The sequence below is a fragment of the Klebsiella sp. 10982 genome (assembly GCF_048589245.1).
GTDB classification, from domain to species: domain Bacteria; phylum Pseudomonadota; class Gammaproteobacteria; order Enterobacterales; family Enterobacteriaceae; genus Klebsiella; species Klebsiella quasivariicola.
In genome coordinates, this window is the sequence record NZ_JBMAXV010000037.1 from 29032 (window position 1) to 50794 (window position 21763).

General features: G+C 58.7%; 20 protein-coding genes. 8 read left to right on the forward strand and 12 right to left on the reverse strand.

Translation table 11 applies throughout. From position 1 onward, the window contains the following. Window positions 1-262: 262 nt before the first annotated feature. Window positions 263-1417: a lactonase family protein gene (locus ACKLKD_RS21980; protein WP_080924699.1), complete on the forward strand. Its 1155-nt coding sequence runs from the start codon at window positions 263-265 to the stop codon at window positions 1415-1417. Between the two features lie 22 nt (window positions 1418-1439). Continuing rightward, window positions 1440-3350, forward strand: coding sequence for a BglG family transcription antiterminator (locus ACKLKD_RS21985; RefSeq protein WP_080924700.1), 1911 nt, complete (start codon window positions 1440-1442; stop codon window positions 3348-3350). 17 nt (window positions 3351-3367) lie between these two features. On the opposite strand, the gene nrdG is transcribed toward ACKLKD_RS21985, so the two are convergent. The 5 genes from nrdG to treR all read right to left on the reverse strand — a co-directional run bounded on the left by nrdG (window position 3368) and on the right by treR (window position 10809). After that, window positions 3368-3832: an anaerobic ribonucleoside-triphosphate reductase-activating protein gene (gene nrdG / locus ACKLKD_RS21990; RefSeq protein WP_080924701.1), complete on the reverse strand. Its 465-nt coding sequence runs from the start codon at window positions 3830-3832 to the stop codon at window positions 3368-3370. Window positions 3833-4081: 249 nt separating this feature from the next. Continuing rightward, on the reverse strand, window positions 4082-6220 hold the full coding sequence (gene nrdD, locus ACKLKD_RS21995; RefSeq protein ID WP_025712298.1) for an anaerobic ribonucleoside-triphosphate reductase: 2139 nt from the start codon (window positions 6218-6220) through the stop codon (window positions 4082-4084). A gap of 385 nt (window positions 6221-6605) precedes the next feature. After that, window positions 6606-8261, reverse strand: coding sequence for an alpha,alpha-phosphotrehalase (gene treC, locus ACKLKD_RS22000; protein WP_080897682.1), 1656 nt, complete (start codon window positions 8259-8261; stop codon window positions 6606-6608). Window positions 8262-8312: 51 nt separating this feature from the next. Further along, window positions 8313-9731 carry a PTS trehalose transporter subunit IIBC gene (treB, locus tag ACKLKD_RS22005; protein WP_025712295.1) on the reverse strand — a complete coding sequence of 473 codons (1419 nt, stop codon included), beginning with the start codon at window positions 9729-9731 and terminating at the stop codon, window positions 8313-8315. A 130-nt stretch (window positions 9732-9861) separates the two neighbouring features. After that, on the reverse strand, window positions 9862-10809 hold the full coding sequence (gene treR, locus ACKLKD_RS22010) for a trehalose operon repressor TreR (RefSeq protein ID WP_080897680.1): 948 nt from the start codon (window positions 10807-10809) through the stop codon (window positions 9862-9864). Window positions 10810-10989: 180 nt separating this feature from the next. On the opposite strand from treR, the gene mgtL reads away from it, so the two are divergent. The 3 genes from mgtL (at window position 10990) to ACKLKD_RS22025 (ending at window position 16449) form a co-directional block, all read left to right on the forward strand. Continuing rightward, a complete protein-coding gene (mgtL, locus tag ACKLKD_RS22015) occupies window positions 10990-11043 on the forward strand; it encodes a mgtA regulatory leader peptide MgtL (protein WP_219340445.1) in 54 nt (17 codons plus the stop codon). A 145-nt stretch (window positions 11044-11188) separates the two neighbouring features. Next, window positions 11189-13897 (forward strand): magnesium-translocating P-type ATPase, encoded by a 2709-nt coding sequence (gene mgtA / locus ACKLKD_RS22020; protein ID WP_087805874.1) that lies wholly within the window; start codon window positions 11189-11191, stop codon window positions 13895-13897. Window positions 13898-14055: 158 nt separating this feature from the next. Continuing rightward, window positions 14056-16449 (forward strand): beta-N-acetylhexosaminidase, encoded by a 2394-nt coding sequence (locus tag ACKLKD_RS22025; RefSeq protein WP_087805872.1) that lies wholly within the window; start codon window positions 14056-14058, stop codon window positions 16447-16449. A 57-nt stretch (window positions 16450-16506) separates the two neighbouring features. On the opposite strand, the gene ridA is transcribed toward ACKLKD_RS22025, so the two are convergent. The 5 genes from ridA to ACKLKD_RS22050 form a co-directional block, all read right to left on the reverse strand. Next, window positions 16507-16893, reverse strand: coding sequence for a 2-iminobutanoate/2-iminopropanoate deaminase (ridA, locus tag ACKLKD_RS22030; protein ID WP_025712291.1), 387 nt, complete (start codon window positions 16891-16893; stop codon window positions 16507-16509). Window positions 16894-16966: 73 nt separating this feature from the next. Then, window positions 16967-17428: an aspartate carbamoyltransferase regulatory subunit gene (gene pyrI / locus ACKLKD_RS22035; RefSeq protein ID WP_025712290.1), complete on the reverse strand. Its 462-nt coding sequence runs from the start codon at window positions 17426-17428 to the stop codon at window positions 16967-16969. 14 nt (window positions 17429-17442) lie between these two features. Beyond that, window positions 17443-18378, reverse strand: coding sequence for an aspartate carbamoyltransferase (pyrB, locus tag ACKLKD_RS22040; protein ID WP_002886928.1), 936 nt, complete (start codon window positions 18376-18378; stop codon window positions 17443-17445). Between the two features lie 2 nt (window positions 18379-18380). Further along, a complete protein-coding gene (locus tag ACKLKD_RS22045) occupies window positions 18381-18440 on the reverse strand; it encodes a pyrBI operon leader peptide (protein ID WP_227650304.1) in 60 nt (19 codons plus the stop codon). After that, a complete protein-coding gene (locus ACKLKD_RS22050; RefSeq protein ID WP_012969080.1) occupies window positions 18415-18519 on the reverse strand; it encodes a pyrBI operon leader peptide in 105 nt (34 codons plus the stop codon). The genes ACKLKD_RS22045 and ACKLKD_RS22050 overlap by 26 nt, the downstream gene beginning before the upstream one ends. 194 nt (window positions 18520-18713) lie before the next feature. Between ACKLKD_RS22050 and ACKLKD_RS22055 the strand changes: the two genes are divergently transcribed. Next, window positions 18714-19166 (forward strand): YhcH/YjgK/YiaL family protein, encoded by a 453-nt coding sequence (locus tag ACKLKD_RS22055; protein ID WP_025712288.1) that lies wholly within the window; start codon window positions 18714-18716, stop codon window positions 19164-19166. A 61-nt stretch (window positions 19167-19227) separates the two neighbouring features. Here ACKLKD_RS22055 and argF read toward each other — a convergent pair whose 3' ends face one another. Next, the gene (argF, locus tag ACKLKD_RS22060; protein ID WP_004178387.1) at window positions 19228-20232 is read right to left on the reverse strand and encodes an ornithine carbamoyltransferase; all 1005 of its coding nucleotides are present in this window, start codon (window positions 20230-20232) and stop codon (window positions 19228-19230) included. Then, entirely contained in the window at window positions 20202-20297 is a 96-nt protein-coding gene (argL, locus tag ACKLKD_RS22065) for a putative translational regulatory protein ArgL (protein ID WP_373896991.1), read from the reverse strand. Before argL ends, argF begins: the two co-directional genes overlap by 31 nt. A 98-nt stretch (window positions 20298-20395) precedes the next feature. On the opposite strand from argL, the gene rraB reads away from it, so the two are divergent. Continuing rightward, window positions 20396-20818, forward strand: a complete 423-nt coding sequence (gene rraB / locus ACKLKD_RS22070) for a ribonuclease E inhibitor RraB (RefSeq protein ID WP_002886947.1) — start codon at window positions 20396-20398, stop codon at window positions 20816-20818. Window positions 20819-20876: 58 nt separating this feature from the next. Then, window positions 20877-21641: a tRNA isopentenyl-2-thiomethyl-A-37 hydroxylase MiaE gene (miaE, locus tag ACKLKD_RS22075; RefSeq protein WP_025712287.1), complete on the forward strand. Its 765-nt coding sequence runs from the start codon at window positions 20877-20879 to the stop codon at window positions 21639-21641. Window positions 21642-21763: the final 122 nt, after the last annotated feature.

Sequence of the window (21763 nt, forward strand, 5' to 3'; positions counted from 1 at the left end):
CAACCCTCTCCCAAGGGGAGAGGGGACCATCTGGTTTTCTCCCTCAGGGCGAGGGAACCGTCTGGTCTTCTCCCTCAGGGAGAGGGAACCGTCCGGTTTTCTCCCTCAGGGCGAGGGGACCGTCTGGTTTTCTCCCTCAGGGCGAGGGAACCATCTGGTTTTCTCCCTCAGGGAGAGGGGACCGTCCGGTTTTCTCCCTCTCCCTTTGGGAGAGGGCCGGGGTGAGGGGAAACTTATCCCACCGAACCATCAAGGAGTTGCTATGCCTGTCGCTCGTCATCTGCTTGTCGCTTCACTGTCCCTGTTTGCCGTCGCCGCGAGCGCCGCGCAAACCCACTACGCCTGGGTAGGTACCTACAATCCCAATGGCGAAGGTCTGTACCGCTTTACCGTCGATGGTAAAACTGGCGCGCTGCATGACAGGGCGCTGGTGAGCGCGTTGCCGAACGTCGCGCAGCTCACCGTCTCGCGCGATGGCAAAACGCTGTATGCCGCCAGCGAGGTGGAGAAAGGCGTGGTGCAGGCATGGCGCATTGAGAAAAATGGCGAGCTGACCGCGCTCAACCAGGTGGCTTCCGGCGGCGCCGGACCGGTCTACCTTTCGCTGACGCCAAACGGCAAACAGCTGCTGGTGGCCAACTATGTCAGCGGCAGTATCGCCGTGCTTCCGCTGAAAGAAGATGGTAGCCTGGGCGAGGCGGTGGATGTGCATCAGGATGAAGGTCCGGCCGGCGCCGAACGCCCGGCGGCGGCCGTTGAGGGCAGCTTTGCCATTAGCGATCACAATGGCCCGCACGCCCATATGATCGCCGCCGATCCCAGCGGGAAATATGTTTACTCCACCGATCTGGGGCTGGATCGGATCTACCAGTACCGTCTGGATAGCGCCAGCGGCAAGCTGACGCCGAACGATCCGCCGTTTATCGCCGCTTCGTCGCCGGGAGCCGGTCCGCGCCACTTCGTCTTTACGCCAAAGGGCGACGGCCTGTGGTTAATCAATGAAGAAGCGTCGACGCTAACCTTCTATCATCTGGATAAACAAAGCGGCCTTCTGCGCGAAGGCAAAACCGTCTCCGCGCTGCCGAAAGAGTATAAGGGCACCAGCTTTGCCGCCGGTCTGGCGCTGAGCAACGATGGCAAACAGCTGTACGTCGCCAACCGTCTGCATAACAGCATCGCCCACTTTACGGTGCAGGCTGACGGCAGCCTGAGCCATCAGGAAGATATCTGGACGCGTGGCGATTACCCCCGCACCCTGACGCTGGATAATCAGGGGCAGTGGCTGTACGTCATGAACCAGCGTAGCGATAATATTACCCGCTTCAGCGTGGCGCCGAAGGATGGCAAATTAACCTTTGCCTCAGACTACACGCCGGTCGGTAGCCCATCGCAGATGGTGATATCCGCCCAACCCTGAGCCGTAACCACAAGGAACCGACATGCGATTTCCCAACCAGCGCTTAGCGCAACTCTTCACCCTGCTGCGAAATGAAACGCTGCCGCAGGATGAGCTGGCGCAGCGCCTGTCGGTTTCTACCCGTACCGTGCGCGCCGATATTACCGCGCTGAATGCGCTACTGGCGCAGTATGGCGCGCAGTTTATCCTCAACCGCGGCAGTGGTTATCAGCTGAAGATAGACAACCCGGCGAGCTTCCAGGCGCTGGAGGAGAGTGCGCCGAAGGCGCAGCACGTGCCGCGTACCGCCCAGGATCGCATCACGTTTCTGCTGGTGCGGTTCCTGACGTCGGCGTTCTCGCTCAAGCTGGAAGATCTGGCCGATGAGTGGTTCGTCAGCCGCGCCACGCTGCAAAATGATATGGTCGAAGTGCGTGAGCGCTTCCAGCGCTATCAGCTGACCCTCGAAACCCGCCCGCGCCACGGCATGAAGCTGTTCGGCAGCGAGGTATCTATTCGCGCCTGCCTGACCGATCTGCTGTGGGAGCTGAACCAGCAGGGCGGTATTCATCCGTTGATTAGCGCCGAGGCGCTGGAAGCGGATGTCCCTGCACAGCTGGAACCGGTGCTGCAGGAGACGCTCACCCGGCACCATATTCGCCTCACCGATGTCGGCGAGCGCTTTATCTGCCTGTACGGCGCAGTGGTGGTACGTCGCGTTAGCGAAGGCTATCCGCTGGCCGATTTTAGCGCTGAAGATGTGGCGCAAAACGTCCGCGACGCCGCGCGCGATTTGGCGGGAGAACTACAGCGGCTGGCCGGAAAACCCTTTTCGCCCGCCGAAGAAGAGTGGCTGTGCGTGCATCTCGCCGCCCGCCAGGTACAGGATGTCGATCCGGAAACCATCAGCGCCGACGATGACGAAGCGCTGGTCAATTACATTCTGCGTTACATCAACAGCCAGTATAACTACAACCTGCTGGAAGACGCCCAGCTGCACGCCGATCTGCTGACCCACATAAAGACCATGATCACCCGCGTGCGCTATCAGATAATGATCCCCAATCCGCTGCTCGATAACATCAAACAGCACTATCCGATGGCATGGGATATGACACTTGCTGCGGTATCGAGCTGGGGCAAATACACGCCTTATACCATCAGCGAAAACGAAATCGGCTTTCTGGTGCTGCATATTGGCGTCGGGCTGGAGCGTCACTACAACATTGGCTACCAGCGCCAGCCGCAGGTGCTACTGGTCTGCGATACCAGCAATGCGATGGTACGGATGATCGAGGCGATCCTGCAGCGTAAATACCCGCAGCTGGAGATCGCCGCTACTATTTCCCAGCGCGAGTACGAACAGCGAGAAGCGATCGATGAGGATTTTGTTATCTCAACGGTGCGGATCGGCGAAAAAGACAAACCGGTGGTGACCATCGCGCCGTTCCCCACCGATTACCAGTTGGATCAGATAGGCAAGCTGGTGCTGGTGGATCGCACCCGTCCGTGGATGTTGAATAAGTACTTCGATGCCGCCCACTTCCGGGTGATCGATAAGCCGATAGATCAGCAAACGCTGTTCGCCGAGCTGTGTCAGCAGCTGCTGCTGGAGGGGTTTGTTGACGCCGAGTTTCATGCGTCGGTGGTGGAGCGTGAGGCGATCGTCAGTACCATGCTCGGCGATGGCATTGCGCTGCCGCACTCCCTGGGACTGCTGGCCAAAAAGACGGTGGTGTATACGGTTATCGCCCCTCAGGGCATCGCCTGGGGCGACGAAACCGCCCATATTATCTTCCTGCTCGCTATCAGTAAGCGCGAGTATGAAGAGGCGATGGCGATCTACGATATTTTCGTGACGTTCCTGCGCGAGCGCGCCATGAGCCGCCTCGCCGCGACCCGCAGCTTCGATGAGTTTAAAACGGTGGCCATGGAATGCGTCAGCCGGTTTTGAGAGGCTGACGGAGGGGATTAACGCAAATGATGTACCACCTGGTTGCTGCTGCCGCGCCAGATAAGCGCCGGGTCTTTTAAATCCTGCACAAACTTACCGTCGACCAGCACGTTGATCAGGTTCACCACCTGCATCTGCGCCTCATTCAGCTCATCCAGTTTATAGCCGGTCCAGACCCAGATATCTTTGTCGGGGCATTCGGCGCGCACGCGCTGAACCAGTTTGAGAATCTCCGCGACGTTCTGCGGATGCAGCGGATCGCCGCCGGAGAGCGAAAGCCCCTGGCGCTTGATACGCGTATCGTTGAGGTCGGCAATGATGCGGTCGGCCATCTCAGCGGTAAACGGCATGCCGGAGTTCACCCGCCAGGTGCTTTTGTTGTAGCAGCCAGGGCACTCGTGGACGCAGCCGGAGACAAACAGGGTGCAGCGGGTGCCGGGGCCGTTGACGATATCTACCGGGTAGTACTGATGGTAATTCATTTTTCGCTTCTCAATTAACGCCATAGCCGCGTTGGCTGCGCTCGCTCACCCCAGTCACGTACTGAATGTACGCTCCCGGGGATTCCCTCGTTTGCCGCCTTGCTCTGACGCTAATTGCTTTGCGAAAACGGAGGAATGCGGCCATTTCCCGGGTCGCGGCGTTCCGCCTTACCCGGGCTACCGGACGGTGCAAAACAGTAGCCCGGATAAGGCGCTGCGCGCCGCTATCCGGGAAAAGCGCATTGGTCTTTAACCGATCTGCCCATTGCTCAGATGCTTAACGCGGCGCTTCACTTCTTCCTGCTTACCGGCGTTGAATGGACGCGCGTCCGGGCTGCCGAGATAACCGCACACCCGGCGGGTCACCGATACGCGTGAGGCATCGTGGTTACCGCATTTCGGGCAGGTAAAGCCCTTACTGGTGCACTCGAACTCGCCGGTAAAACCGCACTCGTAGCATTCATCGATCGGCGTATTGGTCCCGTAGTACGGCACGTGCTGATAGCTGTAATCCCACACGTCTTCCAGCGCCTTCAGGTTGTGCTGGATGTTCGGATATTCGCCGTAGCAAATGAAGCCGCCGTTGGCCAGCGGTGGGTACGGCGCTTCGAAATCGATCTTGTCGTACGGATTGACCTTCTTCTCCACGTCGAGGTGGAAGCTGTTGGTGTAGTAACCTTTGTCAGTCACTCCCTCCACCACGCCAAACTCGGCGGTGTCGAGACGGCAGAAACGGTCGCACAGGTTTTCGCTCGGTGTGCTGTACAGACTAAAGCCGTAGCCGGTCTCTTCCTTCCACAAATCGACGGCGTCGCGCAGGCGCTGAACGATGGCCACGCCCTTCTCACGCAGCGCCTCGCTGTCGTACATATGCTGGTTGCCGTACAGCGCATTGATGGTCTCATGGATGCCGATATAGCCCAGCGAAATCGACGCGCGGCCGTTTTTGAAGATCTCGGAGACATCGTCGTCGGCTTTCAGCCGCACGCCGCAGGCACCTTCCATATACAGAATCGGCGCCACACGGGCTTTCACCCCTTCCAGGCGGGCGATGCGGGTCATCAGCGCCTTGCGCGCCAGCTGCAGACGCTCATCCAGCAGCGTCCAGAAGGCGGTTTCATCGCCTTTCGCTTCCAGCGCAATGCGCGGCAGGTTCAGGCTGATAACGCCGAGGTTATTACGCCCATCATGTACCTGCTCGCCGTTCTCGTTCTCCCATACCCCGAGGAAGCTGCGGCAGCCCATCGGTGTTTTAAACGATCCGGTGACTTTCACCACCTGATCGTAGTTGAGGATATCCGGGTACATGCGCTTGCTGGCGCACTCCAGCGCCAGCTGTTTAATGTCGTAGTTCGGGTCGCCGAACTTATGGTTCAGGCCGTCGCGGATCGCGAAGACCAGTTTCGGGAACACCGCGGTTTTGCGGTTTTTCCCGAGGCCAGCAATGCGGTTGCGCAGAATCGACTGCTGAATCAGCCGGGATTCCCAGCTGGTGCCGAGACCGAAACCAAAGGTGACAAACGGCGTCTGACCGTTGGCGGTATGTAGCGTGTTGACTTCATACTCCAGCGACTGGAAGGCGTCGTAGCACTCTTTTTCGGTTCGCGTACGGGCATAGCCTTCGGCATCCGGGATCTGCCACTCTTCGGCAATTTTACGATGCTTTTTGAAGCTTTCGGTGACGAACGGCGCCAGCACTTCATCGATACGGTTGATGGTGGTGCCACCGTAAATATGGCTGGCGACCTGGGCGATAATCTGCGCCGTCACCGCGGTGGCAGTCGAGATAGACTTCGGCGGCTCGATTTCCGCGTTGCCCATTTTAAAACCCTGGGTCAGCATGCCTTTCAGGTCGATCAGCATGCAGTTGAACATCGGGAAGAAGGGCGAGTAATCGAGGTCATGATAGTGGATCATGCCGCGTTCATGGGCCATCACCACATCGTGGGGCAGCAGGTGCTGCCGGGCGTAGTGTTTGGCGACGATACCGGCCAGCAGGTCGCGCTGGGTCGGAATGACTTTACTGTCCTTGTTGGCATTTTCGTTGAGCAGCGCGGAGTTGGTCTGCTCGACGAGGCCGCGGATCTCCTGATTGAGACGGCCGCGCTTTTCGCGCTGGCTATCGCGGTCATGGCGATACTCAATGTAGGCGCGCGCCAGCTGCTTATAGGGGCCGGACATCAGCTGGTTTTCCACCGCGGTCTGGATCTCGTTGATGTCGACCTGCGCGCGGCTCTGCATTTGTTGGCTAACGACTTCTGCGACGGTGGCGCAATAGTCTGCGTCATCGACTCCCGCTGCTTTAGCTGCACGCAGAATTGCTTCCTGAATGCGCTCTGACTTGAACGGCACTTTACAGCCATCACGTTTCATCACATGCGGTGTCATGATCACTCCATATATAGAACAGGTTATCCACAGAGGCGGAAGTTATCCCGAAGACGCTGCACGCTACGGTTCGTGCTGTTTGCCTTCAGATCCGGCCCATTTTATCCACATCTCATCACCGCCAGACATCGACAAGATATGGTGACATAATAGACGATTAATACAACATGTAGGGCCGGGACGCATTTTAAGTTCTATATGTAGTGATTTGCATCAAAGATGTTTGCGATTTTATTGACCCAGAACAAGGTAAAAAGGTGAGAGTACGGATGATGGGCGCTGGCGATAAATGTAAATTTATCTGGCTGGAAAATAAGCAAAAATGCCTGGCATCCACCTCCGATGCCAGGCATTACGCTCCGGTTTCTGTCGGGCAAGAACTACCTTACGCCTGCAGCCACCATACGGCTTCGAACGGCCGCAGCGTCAGACCGGTCGGGCGGGGCGTGGTTTCGGCATAGTTGCTGATGATCATCTTCCAGTCGCCCTGGGCTTCCTCTGGCTGCCAGGTCTGCAGATCGCGGCTCAGGTTAGCGGCGACCACCAGCGTTTGCCCCTGCCACTGACGGCGATAGCACCACAGCGACGGATGCTCTGGCAGCAGATCCTGGTAATCACCCCAGGTCAGTAGCGGCAGGGTTTTACGCAGCGTAATCAGCTGCTGATAGGCGTAAAATACCGAATCGGGGTCCGCCAGCGCCGCCTCGACGTTGATCTCCTGGTAGTTATCGCCAAGGCCGATCCACGGCTCACCGTCACTGAAGCCGCCGTTCTTGCCGGCGTGCCATGGCATCGGCGTGCGGCTGTTGTCGCGAGACTTGCTGGCGAGGATCGCCAGCAGCTCGTCCGGGCTTTGCCCCTGCGCCGCACGCTCGATAAACATATTGTGACTTTCGACGTCACGGTAATCGTTAATGCTGCTGAAGTGCGGATTGGTCATGCCGATCTCTTCGCCCTGGTAGATATAGGGCGTGCCCTGCATGCCGTGCAGTACCATCGCCAGCATCTTTGCCGCCGGCACCCGGTACTCGCCCTCATCGCCGAAGCGCGAGACGATGCGCGGCTGGTCGTGGTTACACCAGAACAGCGCATTCCACGCCCGGTTGTGCATCCCCTGCTGCCAGTGGCGGAACAGCGCCTTCAGCGCCACATAGTCCGGACGGGCGAGGGTCCACTTCTCGCCGCCGGGGTAATCGACCTTTAAATGGTGGAAGTTAAAGGTCATCGACAGCTCGCGGCCGTCCAGCGCGGCGTACTGCTGGCAGTGCTCCAGCGAGGTGGAGGACATCTCGCCGACGGTCATCAGGTTACGCGGGGTGAAGACATCGCGGCTCATCTCCTGCAGGAACTCATGCACCCGCGGGCCGTCGGTATAGAAGCGGCGGCCATCCCCGTCCAGATCGCAGGGAAAGGTCTGGTCTTTTGAGATCAGGTTGACCACGTCGAGGCGCAGGCCATCGACGCCGCGGTCGGCCCAGAATTCGCAGACCTTTTTCAGCTCGGCGCGTACCGCCGGGTTCTCCCAGTTGAGATCCGCCTGTTCAATGGCGAACAGGTGCAGATAATACTGCCCGCTGTCGGCGTGCCACTGCCAGGCGTTGCCGCCAAACTTGGAGCGCCAGTTATTCGGCAGGGCATCCGGTTCGCCGTCGCGCCAGATGTAGAACTGGCGATAGGGGCTCTCTTTATTCAGCGACTGACGGAACCATGCGTGTTCGGTCGAGGTGTGGTTCAGCACCATATCCAGCACGATGCGGATGCCGCGGGCCTTCGCTTCCGCCACCAGCGCGTCAAAGTCGGCCATTGTGCCGTAGGAGGGATCGATGGCGGTGTAGTTCGCCACATCGTAGCCGTTATCCACCTGCGGTGAGACGTAGAACGGCGTCAGCCAGATGGCGTCGACCCCAAGCTTTTGCAGATAGTCGAGACGGGAGGTGACACCGCGCAGATCGCCGGTACCGCTGCCGGTGGTATCCTGAAAACTCTTCGGATAGATTTGATAAATAACGCCGTTTTGCCACCAGTGGGGGAGATGATTCATAGTGCTTTCCTGCTGCAACGAGGGGCGCCAAACGCGCCCCGAAAGAAGAAGTTAGACAATCTGCAAGGTGCCCTGACGGTACTTGCGCTGATACACCACGGTGGTGAGGATAATCGGCACTACCACCGCGATGGCCATCGCCATGGCGTACACCTGCCAGTAGGTTGGCTGGATGGAGAGGATCCCCGGCAGGCCGCCGACGCCGATGCCGTTCGCCAGCACACCGTTCAGGCCGCACAGCAGACCGGCGAGGCCGGAGCCAATCATCGCGCACAGCATCGGGAAGCGGTATTTCAGGTTGATGCCGTACATCGCCGGCTCGGTGACCCCGAGGTAAGCCGAGATTGCCGCCGGCACCGAGATTTCACGTTCATTCTGCTTGCGGCTGGCGATGATGATGCCGACCACCGCCGACGCCTGGGCAATGTTCGACAGCGCGATCAGCGGCCATACTGGCGTACCGCCCATGCTCTGGATCATCTGCATATCAATGGCGAGAGTGGTCTGGTGAACACCGGTAATCACCAGCGGCGCATAGAGGAAACCGAACAGTGCGGCGCCGATTGGCGCGAAGCTGCCGGTTAACAGATGGCGCACCGCGAAGGCCACGCCGTCGCCGATCAGGCGGCCAAACGGGCCGATAATGGCGTGCGCGAGGAACACCGCGAGGATCAGCGAGCAGACCGGGACAATCACCAGGTAGAGGTAGTCAGGCACGATGCGTTTCAGGCGCGTCTCGATAAAGCCTAAGGTCAGGCCCGCCAGCAGCGCCGGGATCACCTGCGCCTGATAGCCGACTTTGGCAATGGTAAACAGGCCGAAGTTCCACACCTCCGGCACCTGCTGGCCGAGGAGATAGGCGTTCATCAGCTGCGGGGAAACCAGGGTGACGCCAAGGACGATCCCGAGGATCGGCGTGCCGCCCATCTTCTTCACCGCCGACCAGCAGATCCCCACCGGCAGATAGAAGAAGATCGCCTCGCCAATCAGCCACAGAAAGTCATAGATGGTTTTCAGCGACGGATGCATCTGGGCCAGCGTCTGGCCGTTGCTCATGGGTAAATCGCCGATGACGTTGCGAAAACCGAGGATCAAACCGCCGCTGATCAGCGCCGGCAGCAGCGGGAAGAAGATCTCGGCGAAGTGCGAGATCAGCTGTTCATGCCACTTCATATTTTGCCGCGCGGCCTGCTTGACCTGCTCTTTATCGGCGGAGGTCTGGCCGGTGGTCGCCAGCAGGGCCTTGTAGTAATCGCCGACGTCGGTGCCGATGACCACCTGGAACTGGCCGGCGTTAGTGAAGCATCCCTTCACCATGCGCAGCTGCTCAATCTCTTTTGGTCTGGCGATGGCCGGGTCGTTCAGCACAAAGCGCAAACGGGTAATACAGTGGCTGACGGTGGCAATGTTGCCGCGCCCGCCCACCAGTTCGATCAGTTTATCGATGTCCTGCTGGTTTACTTTGCTCATGATGAAGCCTCAAAAACAGAGGGGAGAGATGCCGTTTTTACCTTGGGGGCATCCTAACCGTTCCGCTTGATTTGCAAAATGGGAACGTTCCCGAAACCCGGCGACGATCACATAAATCGCCCAAATGAGATTAATTGAGGGCGGCGGGAATCACGATCTGGCGGGGATCGACGCTGCCGGCGATCTGCTCGATCAGCTGCCGGGCGGCCCGGCGTCCGGACTCGGCATAGCCCGGATCGACGGTCAAGATTTCCGGGTGGAGAAACTTCATCAGCGGCGTGCTGCCGACGCTGGCGAGCTGCAGCGCATCGTGGCCCTGCTGCTGGAGATACTTGCTGGCGCCGAGGGCGAGGGTATCCGTCGCGCAGACCAGGGCGCTGGTCTCTGCCGTCAGCACGCTGGCGACGGTGTCATATCCCTGCTTCATGCCCAGTCCCGGCAGGGCGGCGGTGGGGGTCAGGCGATGCTTTTTACAGAAGGCGAGGTAGGCGAGATGGCGGCGTTCACCGGTGGTGACGTCGCTGTGCGGTACGCCAAGAAAACTAATATGGCGATGCCCGCGATCGTAGAGCCGCTGCATCAGCAGCGTGATGGCCCCCTCGTCGTCATAGCACACCGAGGCGAAGCCGGGGGCATCGCGGGCCATCAGCACCAGGGTGTCGCGCCAGGGGGCGAGCATCGCTTCGTCGATGCCGGTAAAACCGAACAGCACCACGCCGTCAATATTGCGGCGGGCGAGCATACCGAGATGCTCTTCCACCAGCGCCGGGGAGAACTGGCTCTCCATCATAATCGGATCGTAACCCTGTTCATAAAAGGCGGGCAGCATGGTCTGCACGGCAAGATTTTCCGACAGTGAATCCAGACGGGTGACGATAATCGCCACCACTTTATCGCTCTGGCCGCGCATGGCGCGGGCCGAACGGGATGGGGAAAAACCGTGCTGCTGCATTACCGCTTCGACACGCTCGCGGGTCCGTTCACTGACCCCGCTCTCGTTGTTGAGGACGCGGGATACCGTCGATTTCCCTACGCCGCTTAAGCGCGCGATATCTTTGATGGTCAGCCGGTTCTGCATGCGGAATTCTCGTCAGGGTTCGTAGAAGTGAGCCTAATGCTACTCAACCAAACCGCAATGAGCAAAGTCTGGTTTACGTTCGGTTTAGTTGCGCGGGTTTATCATCGCCATTATTGCCACACAATCCTCAGCGAAGGCGCTATAATTCGCGCCGTTTATATTCACTTACCGGAGATATTTATGGACCCCGATCCCACTCCTCATCCTCGATGGAGCAACCTTTCTTTCCGGTAAGCCTGTTTAACACTGCTTTACCGGAAAGCGTAAAGCAGTGACGTCCTTGATGTCCCTGCCATAAAAATAACATGCCTGACAGGTAGGCTTTTTCACGCCTGTTGGCCACGCTGCGTTCGCTTCGGCGAGCGCGGAGGGACTGTTTATGCTGAAAAATTATACCCGGCAGCTGTTCGCGCAGCTTAGCCGCCATCTGCCACGCCGTTTAGTCCAGCGCGATCCGCTGCCGGACGCCCGCCATCTGGCGAGTGGCCCCATTCCTGAATCGCTGGGCCAGCAGTGCCTGGACGTGGCGGCGATGGACGAACAGGAGATCTGGCGCGCCTTCGATAGCCACCCTGAAGGGCTCAATGAAGGCGAAGTGGCGGCGAAAATCCTCAAACATGGTGACAACCAGATCCCGGCGCAGAAGCCCTCCCCGTGGTGGGTACATCTGTGGACCTGCTACCGTAACCCGTTCAACCTGCTGCTGACGGTGCTTGGCATCGTCTCCTATTCGACTGAAGATCTGTTCGCCGCCGGGGTGATTGCCCTGATGGTGGGGATCTCGACGTTGCTCAACTTTATCCAGGAGGCGCGTTCGACCAAAGCGGCGGATGCGCTGAAGGCGATGGTCAGCAACACCGCCACCGTGCTGCGGGTGGTGAACGAGCAGGGGGAGAGCCGCTGGCTGGAACTGCCTATCGACCAGCTGGTGCCGGGCGACATCATCCGGCTGTCGGCGGGAGACATGATCCCGGCCGACCTGCGCATCATGCAGGCGCGGGATCTGTTCGTCGCCCAGGCCTCGCTGACCGGCGAATCGCTGCCGGTGGAGAAAGTGGCCCGCAGCCGCGATCCGCTGCAGCAGAACCCGCTGGAGTGCGACACCCTGTGCTTTATGGGCACCAACGTGGTGAGCGGATCGGCGCAGGCGATCGTCTTCGCCACCGGCGGCCGTACCTGGTTTGGTCAGCTGGCCGGTCGCGTCAGCGAGCAGGAGAGCGAGCCGAATGCTTTCCAGAAAGGCATCAGCCGCGTCAGTATGCTGCTGATCCGCTTTATGCTGGTGATGGCCCCGGTGGTGCTGCTGATTAATGGCTACACCAAAGGCGACTGGTGGGAGGCGGCGCTGTTTGCGCTGTCGGTCGCGGTTGGCCTGACGCCGGAGATGCTGCCGATGATTGTCACTTCGACGCTGGCGCGTGGCGCAGTGAAGCTGTCGAAGCAGAAAGTTATCGTTAAGCACCTCGACGCCATTCAGAACTTTGGCGCGATGGATATTCTCTGCACCGATAAAACCGGCACTCTGACCCAGGATAAGATTGTGCTGGAGAACCACACCGACGTCTCCGGCAAGGTCAGCGAGCGGGTGCTGCATGCTGCCTGGCTGAACAGCCACTACCAGACCGGGCTGAAAAATTTGCTCGATACCGCGGTGCTGGACGGCGTTGAGCTGGAAGCCGCCCGCGGCCTGGCGGAGCGCTGGCAGAAGGTGGATGAGATCCCCTTCGATTTCGAACGCCGCCGCATGTCGGTGGTGGTGAAGGAGGAGGACGCCGCGCATCAGCTGATCTGCAAAGGGGCGCTGCAGGAGATCCTCAACGTCTCGACCCAGGTGCGCTACAACGGCGATATTGTGCCGCTGGATGACACCATGCTGCGCCGCATCCGCCGGGTCACCGATACCCTCAACCGTCAGGGACTGCGGGTGGTAGCGGTCGCCACTAAATATCTGCCGGCGCGGGAAGGCGACTATCAGCGTGCGGATGAATCCGACCTGATCCTCGAAGGCTACATTGCCTTCCTCGATCCGCCGAAAGAGACCACCGCCCCGGCGCTGAAGGCGCTGAAGGCCAGCGGTATTACGGTGAAAATTCTCACCGGCGACAGCGAGCTGGTGGCGGCGAAGGTGTGCCATGAAGTAGGGCTGGATGCGGGCGAGGTGGTGATTGGCAGTCAGATTGAAGCCATGAGCGACGACGAGCTGGCGGCGCTGGCGAAACGCACCACGCTGTTCGCGCGTCTGGCGCCGCTGCATAAAGAGCGCATCGTGACGCTGCTGAAACGCGAAGGCCACGTGGTGGGCTTTATGGGGGACGGCATCAACGACGCCCCGGCGTTACGCGCGGCGGACATCGGTATCTCGGTTGACGGCGCGGTGGATATTGCCCGCGAGGCGGCGGATATCATTCTGCTGGAAAAGAGCCTGATGGTGCTGGAAGAGGGGGTTATCGAGGGCCGTCGCACCTTCGCCAACATGCTCAAGTACATCAAAATGACCGCCAGCTCCAACTTCGGCAACGTCTTCAGCGTGCTGGTGGCCAGCGCCTTCCTGCCGTTCCTGCCGATGCTGCCGCTGCACCTGTTGATTCAGAACCTGCTGTACGATGTCTCCCAGGTGGCGATCCCGTTTGATAACGTCGATGATGAGCAGATCCGTAAACCGCAGCGCTGGAACCCGGCTGACCTTGGACGCTTTATGGTCTTCTTTGGACCGATCAGCTCGATTTTCGATATCCTCACCTTCGGCCTGATGTGGTGGGTGTTCCACGCCAATACCGTGGAGATGCAGACCCTGTTCCAGTCCGGCTGGTTTATTGAAGGGCTGCTCTCGCAGACGCTGATTGTGCATATGATCCGCACCCGCCGCATTCCGTTCGTTCAGAGCCGCGCCGCCTGGCCGCTGTTCGCCATGACCCTGGTGGTGATGGCGGTGGGTATTGCGCTGCCGTTCTCGCCGCTGGCGGGCTATCTGCAGCTGCAGGCCCTGCCGCTGAGCTACTTCCCGTGGCTGGTGGCGATCCTTGCGGGCTATATGGTGCTGACCCAGACCGTGAAGGGCTTCTACAGCCGCCGCTACGGCTGGCAGTAAATGATGTCGCCCCTCTTCCGTTCGGAAGGGGGCTTACCGGTATTTCTCTTAAATCTCATCAAGTTGTGACGCCCGTCATCGTCCCGTATTGACGCCATTTTGCGCACATGTTAACCCAATGTTTTGCTTTTTTTGGCCCGTCATAAAAAGGAACATTGATGATTAACACCGTGCGTTGCACTCTGCTGACCAGCGGAATATTTCTGAGCAGCATGGCGCTTGCCGCTCCGGCAGGCGATCTGCCGTTGATGCCGTGGCCCGCCCATGTGGAGCGCCCGCAGGCGCAGGGGGCGCTGGCGCTGAACAATCAGCTGACGCTCAACGTCAGCGGCGACGATCTTGGCGAGGCGGCAAACCGCTGGCGCGACCGCCTGGCGCGGCAAACCGGCTGGACGCTGCAGCCGCAGACAGCGCCAGCAAAAAGCCCAACCATTAACGTGATCGTCAGTAAAAAAGTGCCTTTCCTGCCGCAGCCGGATAGCGATGAAAGTTATCAGCTTACCGTTAACGCAGACGGCGCAACCCTGAAAGCCAATACGCGTTTTGGCGCGCTGCGCGGCATGGAAACGCTGCTGCAGCTGGTACAAAACGGCCCTGACGGCACCACCATTCCTTATGTCGCCATTAACGATGCGCCGCGCTTCCCGTGGCGCGGGCTGCTGCTGGATTCCGCCCGCCACTTTATGCCGCTGTCGGCGATCAAACGGCAGATTGACGGTATGGCGGCGGCGAAGCTTAACGTACTGCACTGGCATCTGACCGACGATCAGGGCTGGCGCTTTGCCTCCAGCCGCTATCCGAAGCTGCAGCAGCAGGCCAGCGACGGCCTGTTTTATACCCAGGCGCAGATGAAAGACATTGTGCGCTACGCCGCCGAACGCGGCATTCGCGTGGTGCCGGAAATCGATATGCCGGGCCACGCCTCGGCGATCGCCGTGGCTTATCCGGAACTGATGAGCGCGCCGGGGCCCTATACGATGGAACGTTACTGGGGCGTGCTGAAACCAGTACTCGACCCAACGAAAGAGGCCACCTACGCGTTTGCCGAGGCGATGGTCAGCGAACTGGCGGCTATCTTCCCCGATCCGTATCTGCATATCGGCGGTGATGAAGTCGATGACAGCCAGTGGCGGGCCAATCCGGCCATTCAGAAATTCCTCAAAGAGAAAGGGCTGGCGGACAGCCACGCGCTGCAGGCGTACTTTAACCGGCGGCTGGAGACTCTGCTCGAAAAGCATCACCGGCAGATGGTTGGCTGGGATGAGATCTACCACCCTGATTTGCCGAAGAGCATTCTGATCCAGTCCTGGCAGGGTCAGGATGCTTTAGGCGACGTCGCTAAACACGGCTATCGCGGCATTCTCTCGACTGGTTTTTATCTCGACCAGCCGCAATACACCGCTTATCACTATCGCAATGAAATTATCCCGCAGGGACTCGACGGCGTGGATACGATCACCGATAGCGACAGCGCCCAGAGCTGGCAGTTTTCGATGCCGCGGCTGAAGGGCAGTGCGGTGGAGGGCAGCTTCACGCTGGTGAAAGACGATAGCGGCTGGCGTGGATTCATTGATTTCAAAGGGAAATCTCGCCGTGCTGTGCAGGAAATTGAATGGCTTGACGATAATCAGGTCACGTTCCGCGTCGATACCTGGATGGGCGAAACCCGCCCGGTGCTGACCATCAACAACGACACGCTCAGTGGCTACTTCCTGCTGGGCAATACTCGCTATCCGGTTGACGGCAAGCGGCTGGACGCTGTGCCGCAGGGTATTCAGCCGACGCTACCCGACGCGCAGCAGCAGAAGAATCTGCTCGGCGGCGAAGCGGCGCTATGGGCGGAAAACGTCGCCGCGCCGGTGATCGACATCAAGCTGTGGCCGCGGGCTTTTGCGGTGGCGGAGCGGTTATGGTCGGCTGAAGATGTCAAAGACAGCGACAATATGTATCAGCGCCTGCAGGCGATGGACAGCTGGTCAACGGTCTCCGTTGGCCTGCAGCAACATGCCCAGCAGCTGGAGCAGTTTACCCGGCTGGCGAACAGCAGCCATACGCTGGCGTTGCAGATCCTCGCCGAGGCGCTGGAGCCGGCGCATTACTATACCCGCCAGCATCTCAAGTTCCAGGCGAACAATTATCATCAGTTTGAACCGCTTAACCGGCTTGCCGATGCGCTGCCGGCGGAGAGCGACACCGTGCGCAGCCTGAATCAGTGGGCGGAGCGGTTGATCAGCGATGCCGAAGACGCCGAGAGCGCCGACGGGCTACGCCACGTCTTTACCCGCTGGCAGAACAACAGCGGCGATGCGCTGGCGCTGACCGACAATAACTATCAGCTGGCGGCAATCAAGCCGGTGGTGCAGCAGGTTGATAAGCTGGCAAGCCTCGGACTGCGCTTGACCGACCTGGTGGCGCGCCAGGGGACGCTGGACGATAAAGAGTACGCCTCAATCCTGGCGCAACTGGATACGGCGGCGAAAACCCAGGATGAACTGGTGATTGCGGCGGTCTATCCGCTGGAAAAACTGCTGCGGGCAACGAAGATAAAATAGGGCATCTCCCTCACCCCGCGGAGGCCATAAGCGCCCGGGGTGAGGGCAGAGAAGCAATCAGCGACGAATTGCGATAGCTTCGATCTCAATCTTCACGTCTTTCGGCAGACGTGCGACTTCAACGCAGGAACGCGCCGGGAAGGTAGCGTTGTGCTCGGTGAAGAACGCTTCATACGCGGCATTCACGGTGGCGAAATCATTCAGATCTTTCACGAAAACGGTGGTTTTCACGATATCGCCCACTTTCAGGCCAGCGGCTTCAACGATAGCTTTTACGTTGTCCAGGGACTGACGCGCCTGCGCGGCGACATCTTCCGGCACGCTGCCGGTTTTCGGGTCGACTGGGATCTGACCGGAAGTGATGATCATGCTACCCAGATCAACACCTTGTACATACGGGCCAATAGCGGCTGGTGCATTTTCCGTCGCAATAGTTTTGCTCATAATATCTCCAGATGAACTGCAGTAATTAGGTCGTAGCCATTATAGGGAGGGCCAGTATTAATACCAACCGCATTTAGTTGGCCAGCACCACATAATGAGAAAACTCTTTTTCACAGTATTTACATTTGAGAGCGATATCATCGGCACGTTTTTTCACTGCAAAACTGGAAGAAACGGGTTCAGCATGGCTGATACAGTTGCTGTTCGGGCAGACCAGCACGCTGTTAATCCGATCCGGCAGGCTCGGGCGGGATTTGCCCACCACTTCGTAATCATCAATGCGGTTTACCGTCGCCTGCGGGGCGTACAGCGCCAGCTGGTTAACCTGCTCGTCGGTCAGGAAGGTATTCTCGATTTTAATCAAATCTTTGCGGCCCATCTCGCCGGAAGGCAGGTTCAGGCCGATGGTGATGCGCTGGTCGGTTTCGGTCAGTTTGAACAGGGTTAACAGCTTAAAGCCGACCTGCGCCGGGATATGGTCGATCACGGTGCCGCGTTTGATCGCTTCTACCTGCAGTTTATTGTCGTGTGTCATCTCTCATTTCCCCCTTACAGTGCCAGCTCGCTATTCAGTACCAGTGCCAGTAACGCCTGGCGGGCGAAGATGCCGTTACCGGCCTGCTGGAAGTACCAGGCGTGCGGCGTTTTATCGACATCGGTGGTAATTTCGTCAATGCGCGGCAGCGGGTGCAGCACCTTCATGTTGGCGCGTGCTCCTTCGAGGTCGGCGGCGCGCAGGACGAACTGCGCTTTGACGTTGGCGTATTCCGACGGATCCAGACGCTCTTTCTGCACGCGGGTCATGTACAGAATATCCACTTCCGCCATCACGTCGTCGATCGCGCTATGCAGGCTCCAGGCGATGCCTTTTTCATCGAGCATATCAAGGATGTACTGCGGCATGGCCAGCGCGTCCGGGGCGATGAAGTAGAAGCGGTTGCCGTTGAATTTCGCCAGCGCCTGGGTCAGCGAGTGCACGGTACGGCCATACTTCAGATCGCCGACCATCGCCACGTTAAGGTTCTCGAGGCGGCCCTGAGTCTCCTGAATGGTGAACAGGTCGAGCAGGGTCTGGGTCGGATGCTGGTTGGCGCCGTCGCCGGCGTTCAGCACCGGCACGCCGCCGGAAAATTCGGTCGCCAGACGCGCGGCGCCCTCCTGCGGATGACGCATCACGATGGCGTCAACGTAGGTGCTGATGACGGAGATAGTATCCGCCAGGGTTTCCCCTTTTTTGCCCAGTGAGGTGTTGGCGCTGTCGGAAAAGCCGACCACGCTGGCGCCCAGGCGGTGCATCGAGGTTTCAAAAGAGAGGCGGGTGCGGGTCGAGGCTTCAAAGAAACAGCTGGCAATAACCTTATGCTTCAGCAGCTCGGGTTGCGGATTGGCTTTCAGCTTTGCCGCCGTCGCCAGCACCAGTTCGAGGTCTTCGCGGCTGAGATCGTTTATGGAAATGATATGTTTTTGATATAGCGGGTTAGCCATGCTTATCTCCTGACGCCTGGGCAAAAAAAAAGCCCCTTAAATAAGGGGCTTCGGGAATCCAATGAGCAACGGAAAGAAAAACGCCAGGCCAGCGTCTGCGTTCAGACGCGCTAAGACAGAATGTCGTACGCAATTGGCCATGCTTCCTCCCGGCAAAACGACTGGCATTATACGCAGACCGTTATGACGATCAAGCGATTCATTCACAAACAGGTAATCGTTTGCCTGCAGAAAAGTGCGCCAGCGCAAAGAACCGTGAAACGGTACTGGTATGGCAGCGGCGATGGGGGTATAACACGATAAAATGAAATGCTGTTTTATATTTGAGGTGAGTAATGATTATTGGCAATATCCACCATCTGCAGCCGTGGCTGCCTGCCGCGCTGCGCGAGGCGATTAAGCACGTTATCGCCCATGTCAGCGAGACGACGCCGCTGGGTAAACACGATATCGATGGTGATAAGCTGTTTTATCTGATTTCCGAAGACACCACCGAGCCGCAGGCCGCGCGTCGCGCGGAATACCATGCCCGCTATCTCGATATCCAGATTGTGCTCCGCGGCATTGAGGGGATGACCTTCAGCACCTTGCCGCCAGGAGAGCCGCAGACCGACTGGCTGGCAGAGAAAGACATCGCTTTTCTTGCCGAAGGCCAGCAGGAGAAAACGGTGATCCTCAACGAAGGGGATTTTGTGGTGTTTTATCCCGGCGAAGTGCATAAACCGCTGTGCGCCGTTGGCGCCCCGGCGAAGGTGCGCAAAGCGGTAGTGAAGATGTTGATGGCGTAAAATGGTGAGCCGAATCCCGGATAAGCGCCGTGCTATCCGGGATGTGGCCACAAGCAAAGGACTACTTGCTCAGCGTCGCCACCATCACCGCTTTGATGGTGTGCATCCGGTTTTCCGCCTGGTCAAACACCACGCTCGCCGCCGACTCAAACACCTCGTCAGTCACTTCCATGCCGCCGTGCAGGCCGTAATCGGCAGCCATCTGTTTGCCCAGCGTGGTCTGGTCGTCGTGGAATGCCGGCAGGCAGTGGAGGAACTTGACCTGCGGATTGCCGGTTAGCGCCAGCATCGCGCTGTTAACCTGATAGTCGCGCAGCAGGGCGATACGTTCGGCCCATTTTTCCTTCGCCTCGCCCATCGATACCCAGACGTCGGTATAGATAAAATCGGCGCCTTTCACCCCCGCGGCGATATCTTCCGTTAGCGTGATGTTGCCGCCCTGCTGTTTGGCCAGCGCGGTGCAGGTTTCAACCAGCGCGGCCTCCGGCCAGCAGGCCGATGGCGCTACCAGGCGCAGATCCAGACCGGTCAGCGCGGCGGCTTCCAGCATCGAATTGCCCATGTTGTTGCGCGCATCGCCGGCGTAGACCAGCGTCATCTGGTTAAAGGCTTTGCCCGGCAGGTGCTCTTTCATGGTCAGCAGATCCGCTAACAGCTGGGTCGGGTGGAACTCGTTGGTGAGACCATTCCACACCGGCACGCCGGCGTATTGCGCCAGCGTCTCCACCACCTCCTGGCCGTGGCCGCGATACTGAATGCCATCGTACATCCGCCCGAGCACGCGGGCGGTATCCTTGATCGACTCTTTATGGCCAATCTGGCTGCCGCTTGGCCCCAGATAGGTCACGCGGGCGCCCTGGTCGTATGCGGCAACTTCGAAAGAGCATCGTGTACGGGTTGAGTCTTTTTCGAAGATGAGCGCGATGTTTTTCCCTGCCAGTTTCTGGACTTCGATACCGTTTTTCTTATCGGCTTTCAGCTTTGCCGCCAGCTCGAGCAGGGCGGTGATTTCTGCAGGGGTAAAATCGAGTAACTTTAAAAAATGCTTCTGGTAAAACGCAGACATGATTCCCTCACCTGGCATAGGCCACTAATTGAATTAAAATTCAATTTATATGTATGAATATTCATTTGCAAGTCTGTGATAGAAATCTTTCACTGAGAAGTGGAGGCAATGACGGCGGTATGTGACAATAGGGATAACTGCCGCACATTATGAGGAACGAGCCATGGCAAACCCGGAACACCTGGAAGAACAGCGTGAAGAGACGCGTCTGATTATCGAAGAGCTGCTGGAAGATGGCAGCGATCCGGACGCACTGTACACGATTGAGCATCACCTCTCTGCAGACGATTTCGAAACCCTGGAGAAAGTGGCGGTGGAAGCGTTCAAGCTGGGCTATGAAGTGACCGAGCCCGAAGAGCTGGAAGTGGAAGAGGGTGACATGGTCATCTGCTGCGATATTCTGAGCGAATGCGCGCTGAACGCAGACCTGATCGATGCCCAGGTGGAACAGCTGATGACGCTGGCAGAAAAATATGACGTCGAGTACGACGGTTGGGGTACCTACTATGAGGACCCGAACGGTGAAGACGGCGACGACGATGACGAAGAGTATGTCGATGAAGACGACGATGGTGTTCGCCACTAAGTCGCAGATGTCGTAGATGGATACGGCGGCGCCTGCCGCCGTATAGCAAGGAACCTCCATGGATTACCCGCAGATTCTCTCCCCGATTATCAACTTCCTGCACTGTCCAACGCCGCAGGCGTGGATTGAGGAAGCCCGCAAGCCGGAAAACCTGCCGCTGCTGCTGACCGACCATATGGTGTGCGAGCTGAAAGCGGCGCAGAACGCCATGCTGCTGGTGCGTCGCTACGTCGCGGATAAAGCCGACGCCGACGAGCTACTGGCCTGCCTGAAGCCGTACGAAGACTTCACCTACCGCTGGGGGCCGGAGCCGGATTTTGTCGCCCTGCATAAGCGGATCAACAAAAGCGCCATGCCGCAGACCGACGACCCGTGGGGACGCCAGCTGCTGGACAGCATGATTTTGCTGATTAAAGAGGAGCTACATCACTTCTGGCAGGTGCGGGAGATGATGGTGGCGCGCGATATTCCCTACGTCAAAATTACCGCCAGCAACTATGCCCGTGGCTTGCGGCGCGAAGTGCGCTCGCACGAGCCGGTGATGCTGATTGATAAGCTGATCTGCGGCGCCTATATCGAGGCCCGCTCCTGCGAACGCTTTGCCGCGCTGGCGCCGTGGCTGGATGACGATCTGCAGAAGTTTTATCTGTCGCTGCTGCGCTCCGAGGCGCGTCATTATCAGGACTATCTGGATCTGGCGCAGAAGATCGCCGGGGAAGATATCAGCGAGCGGGTGCGTCAGCTTGGTGAGGCGGAAGCGGCGCTGATCCTCAGACCGGAGGCCGAGTTCCGCTTCCACAGCGGTGTGCCAGTAGCGGCGTAACCCTCGATATACGGGCCCTGTAGCCCCGGTAGCCACTAACACCGGCAGTTTCAGTCATGGGGAGAGCGATAGCGTTGAGAGCTTCAGCTCGCAATGGTACGGGCCGTAGATACTGTTGGGCC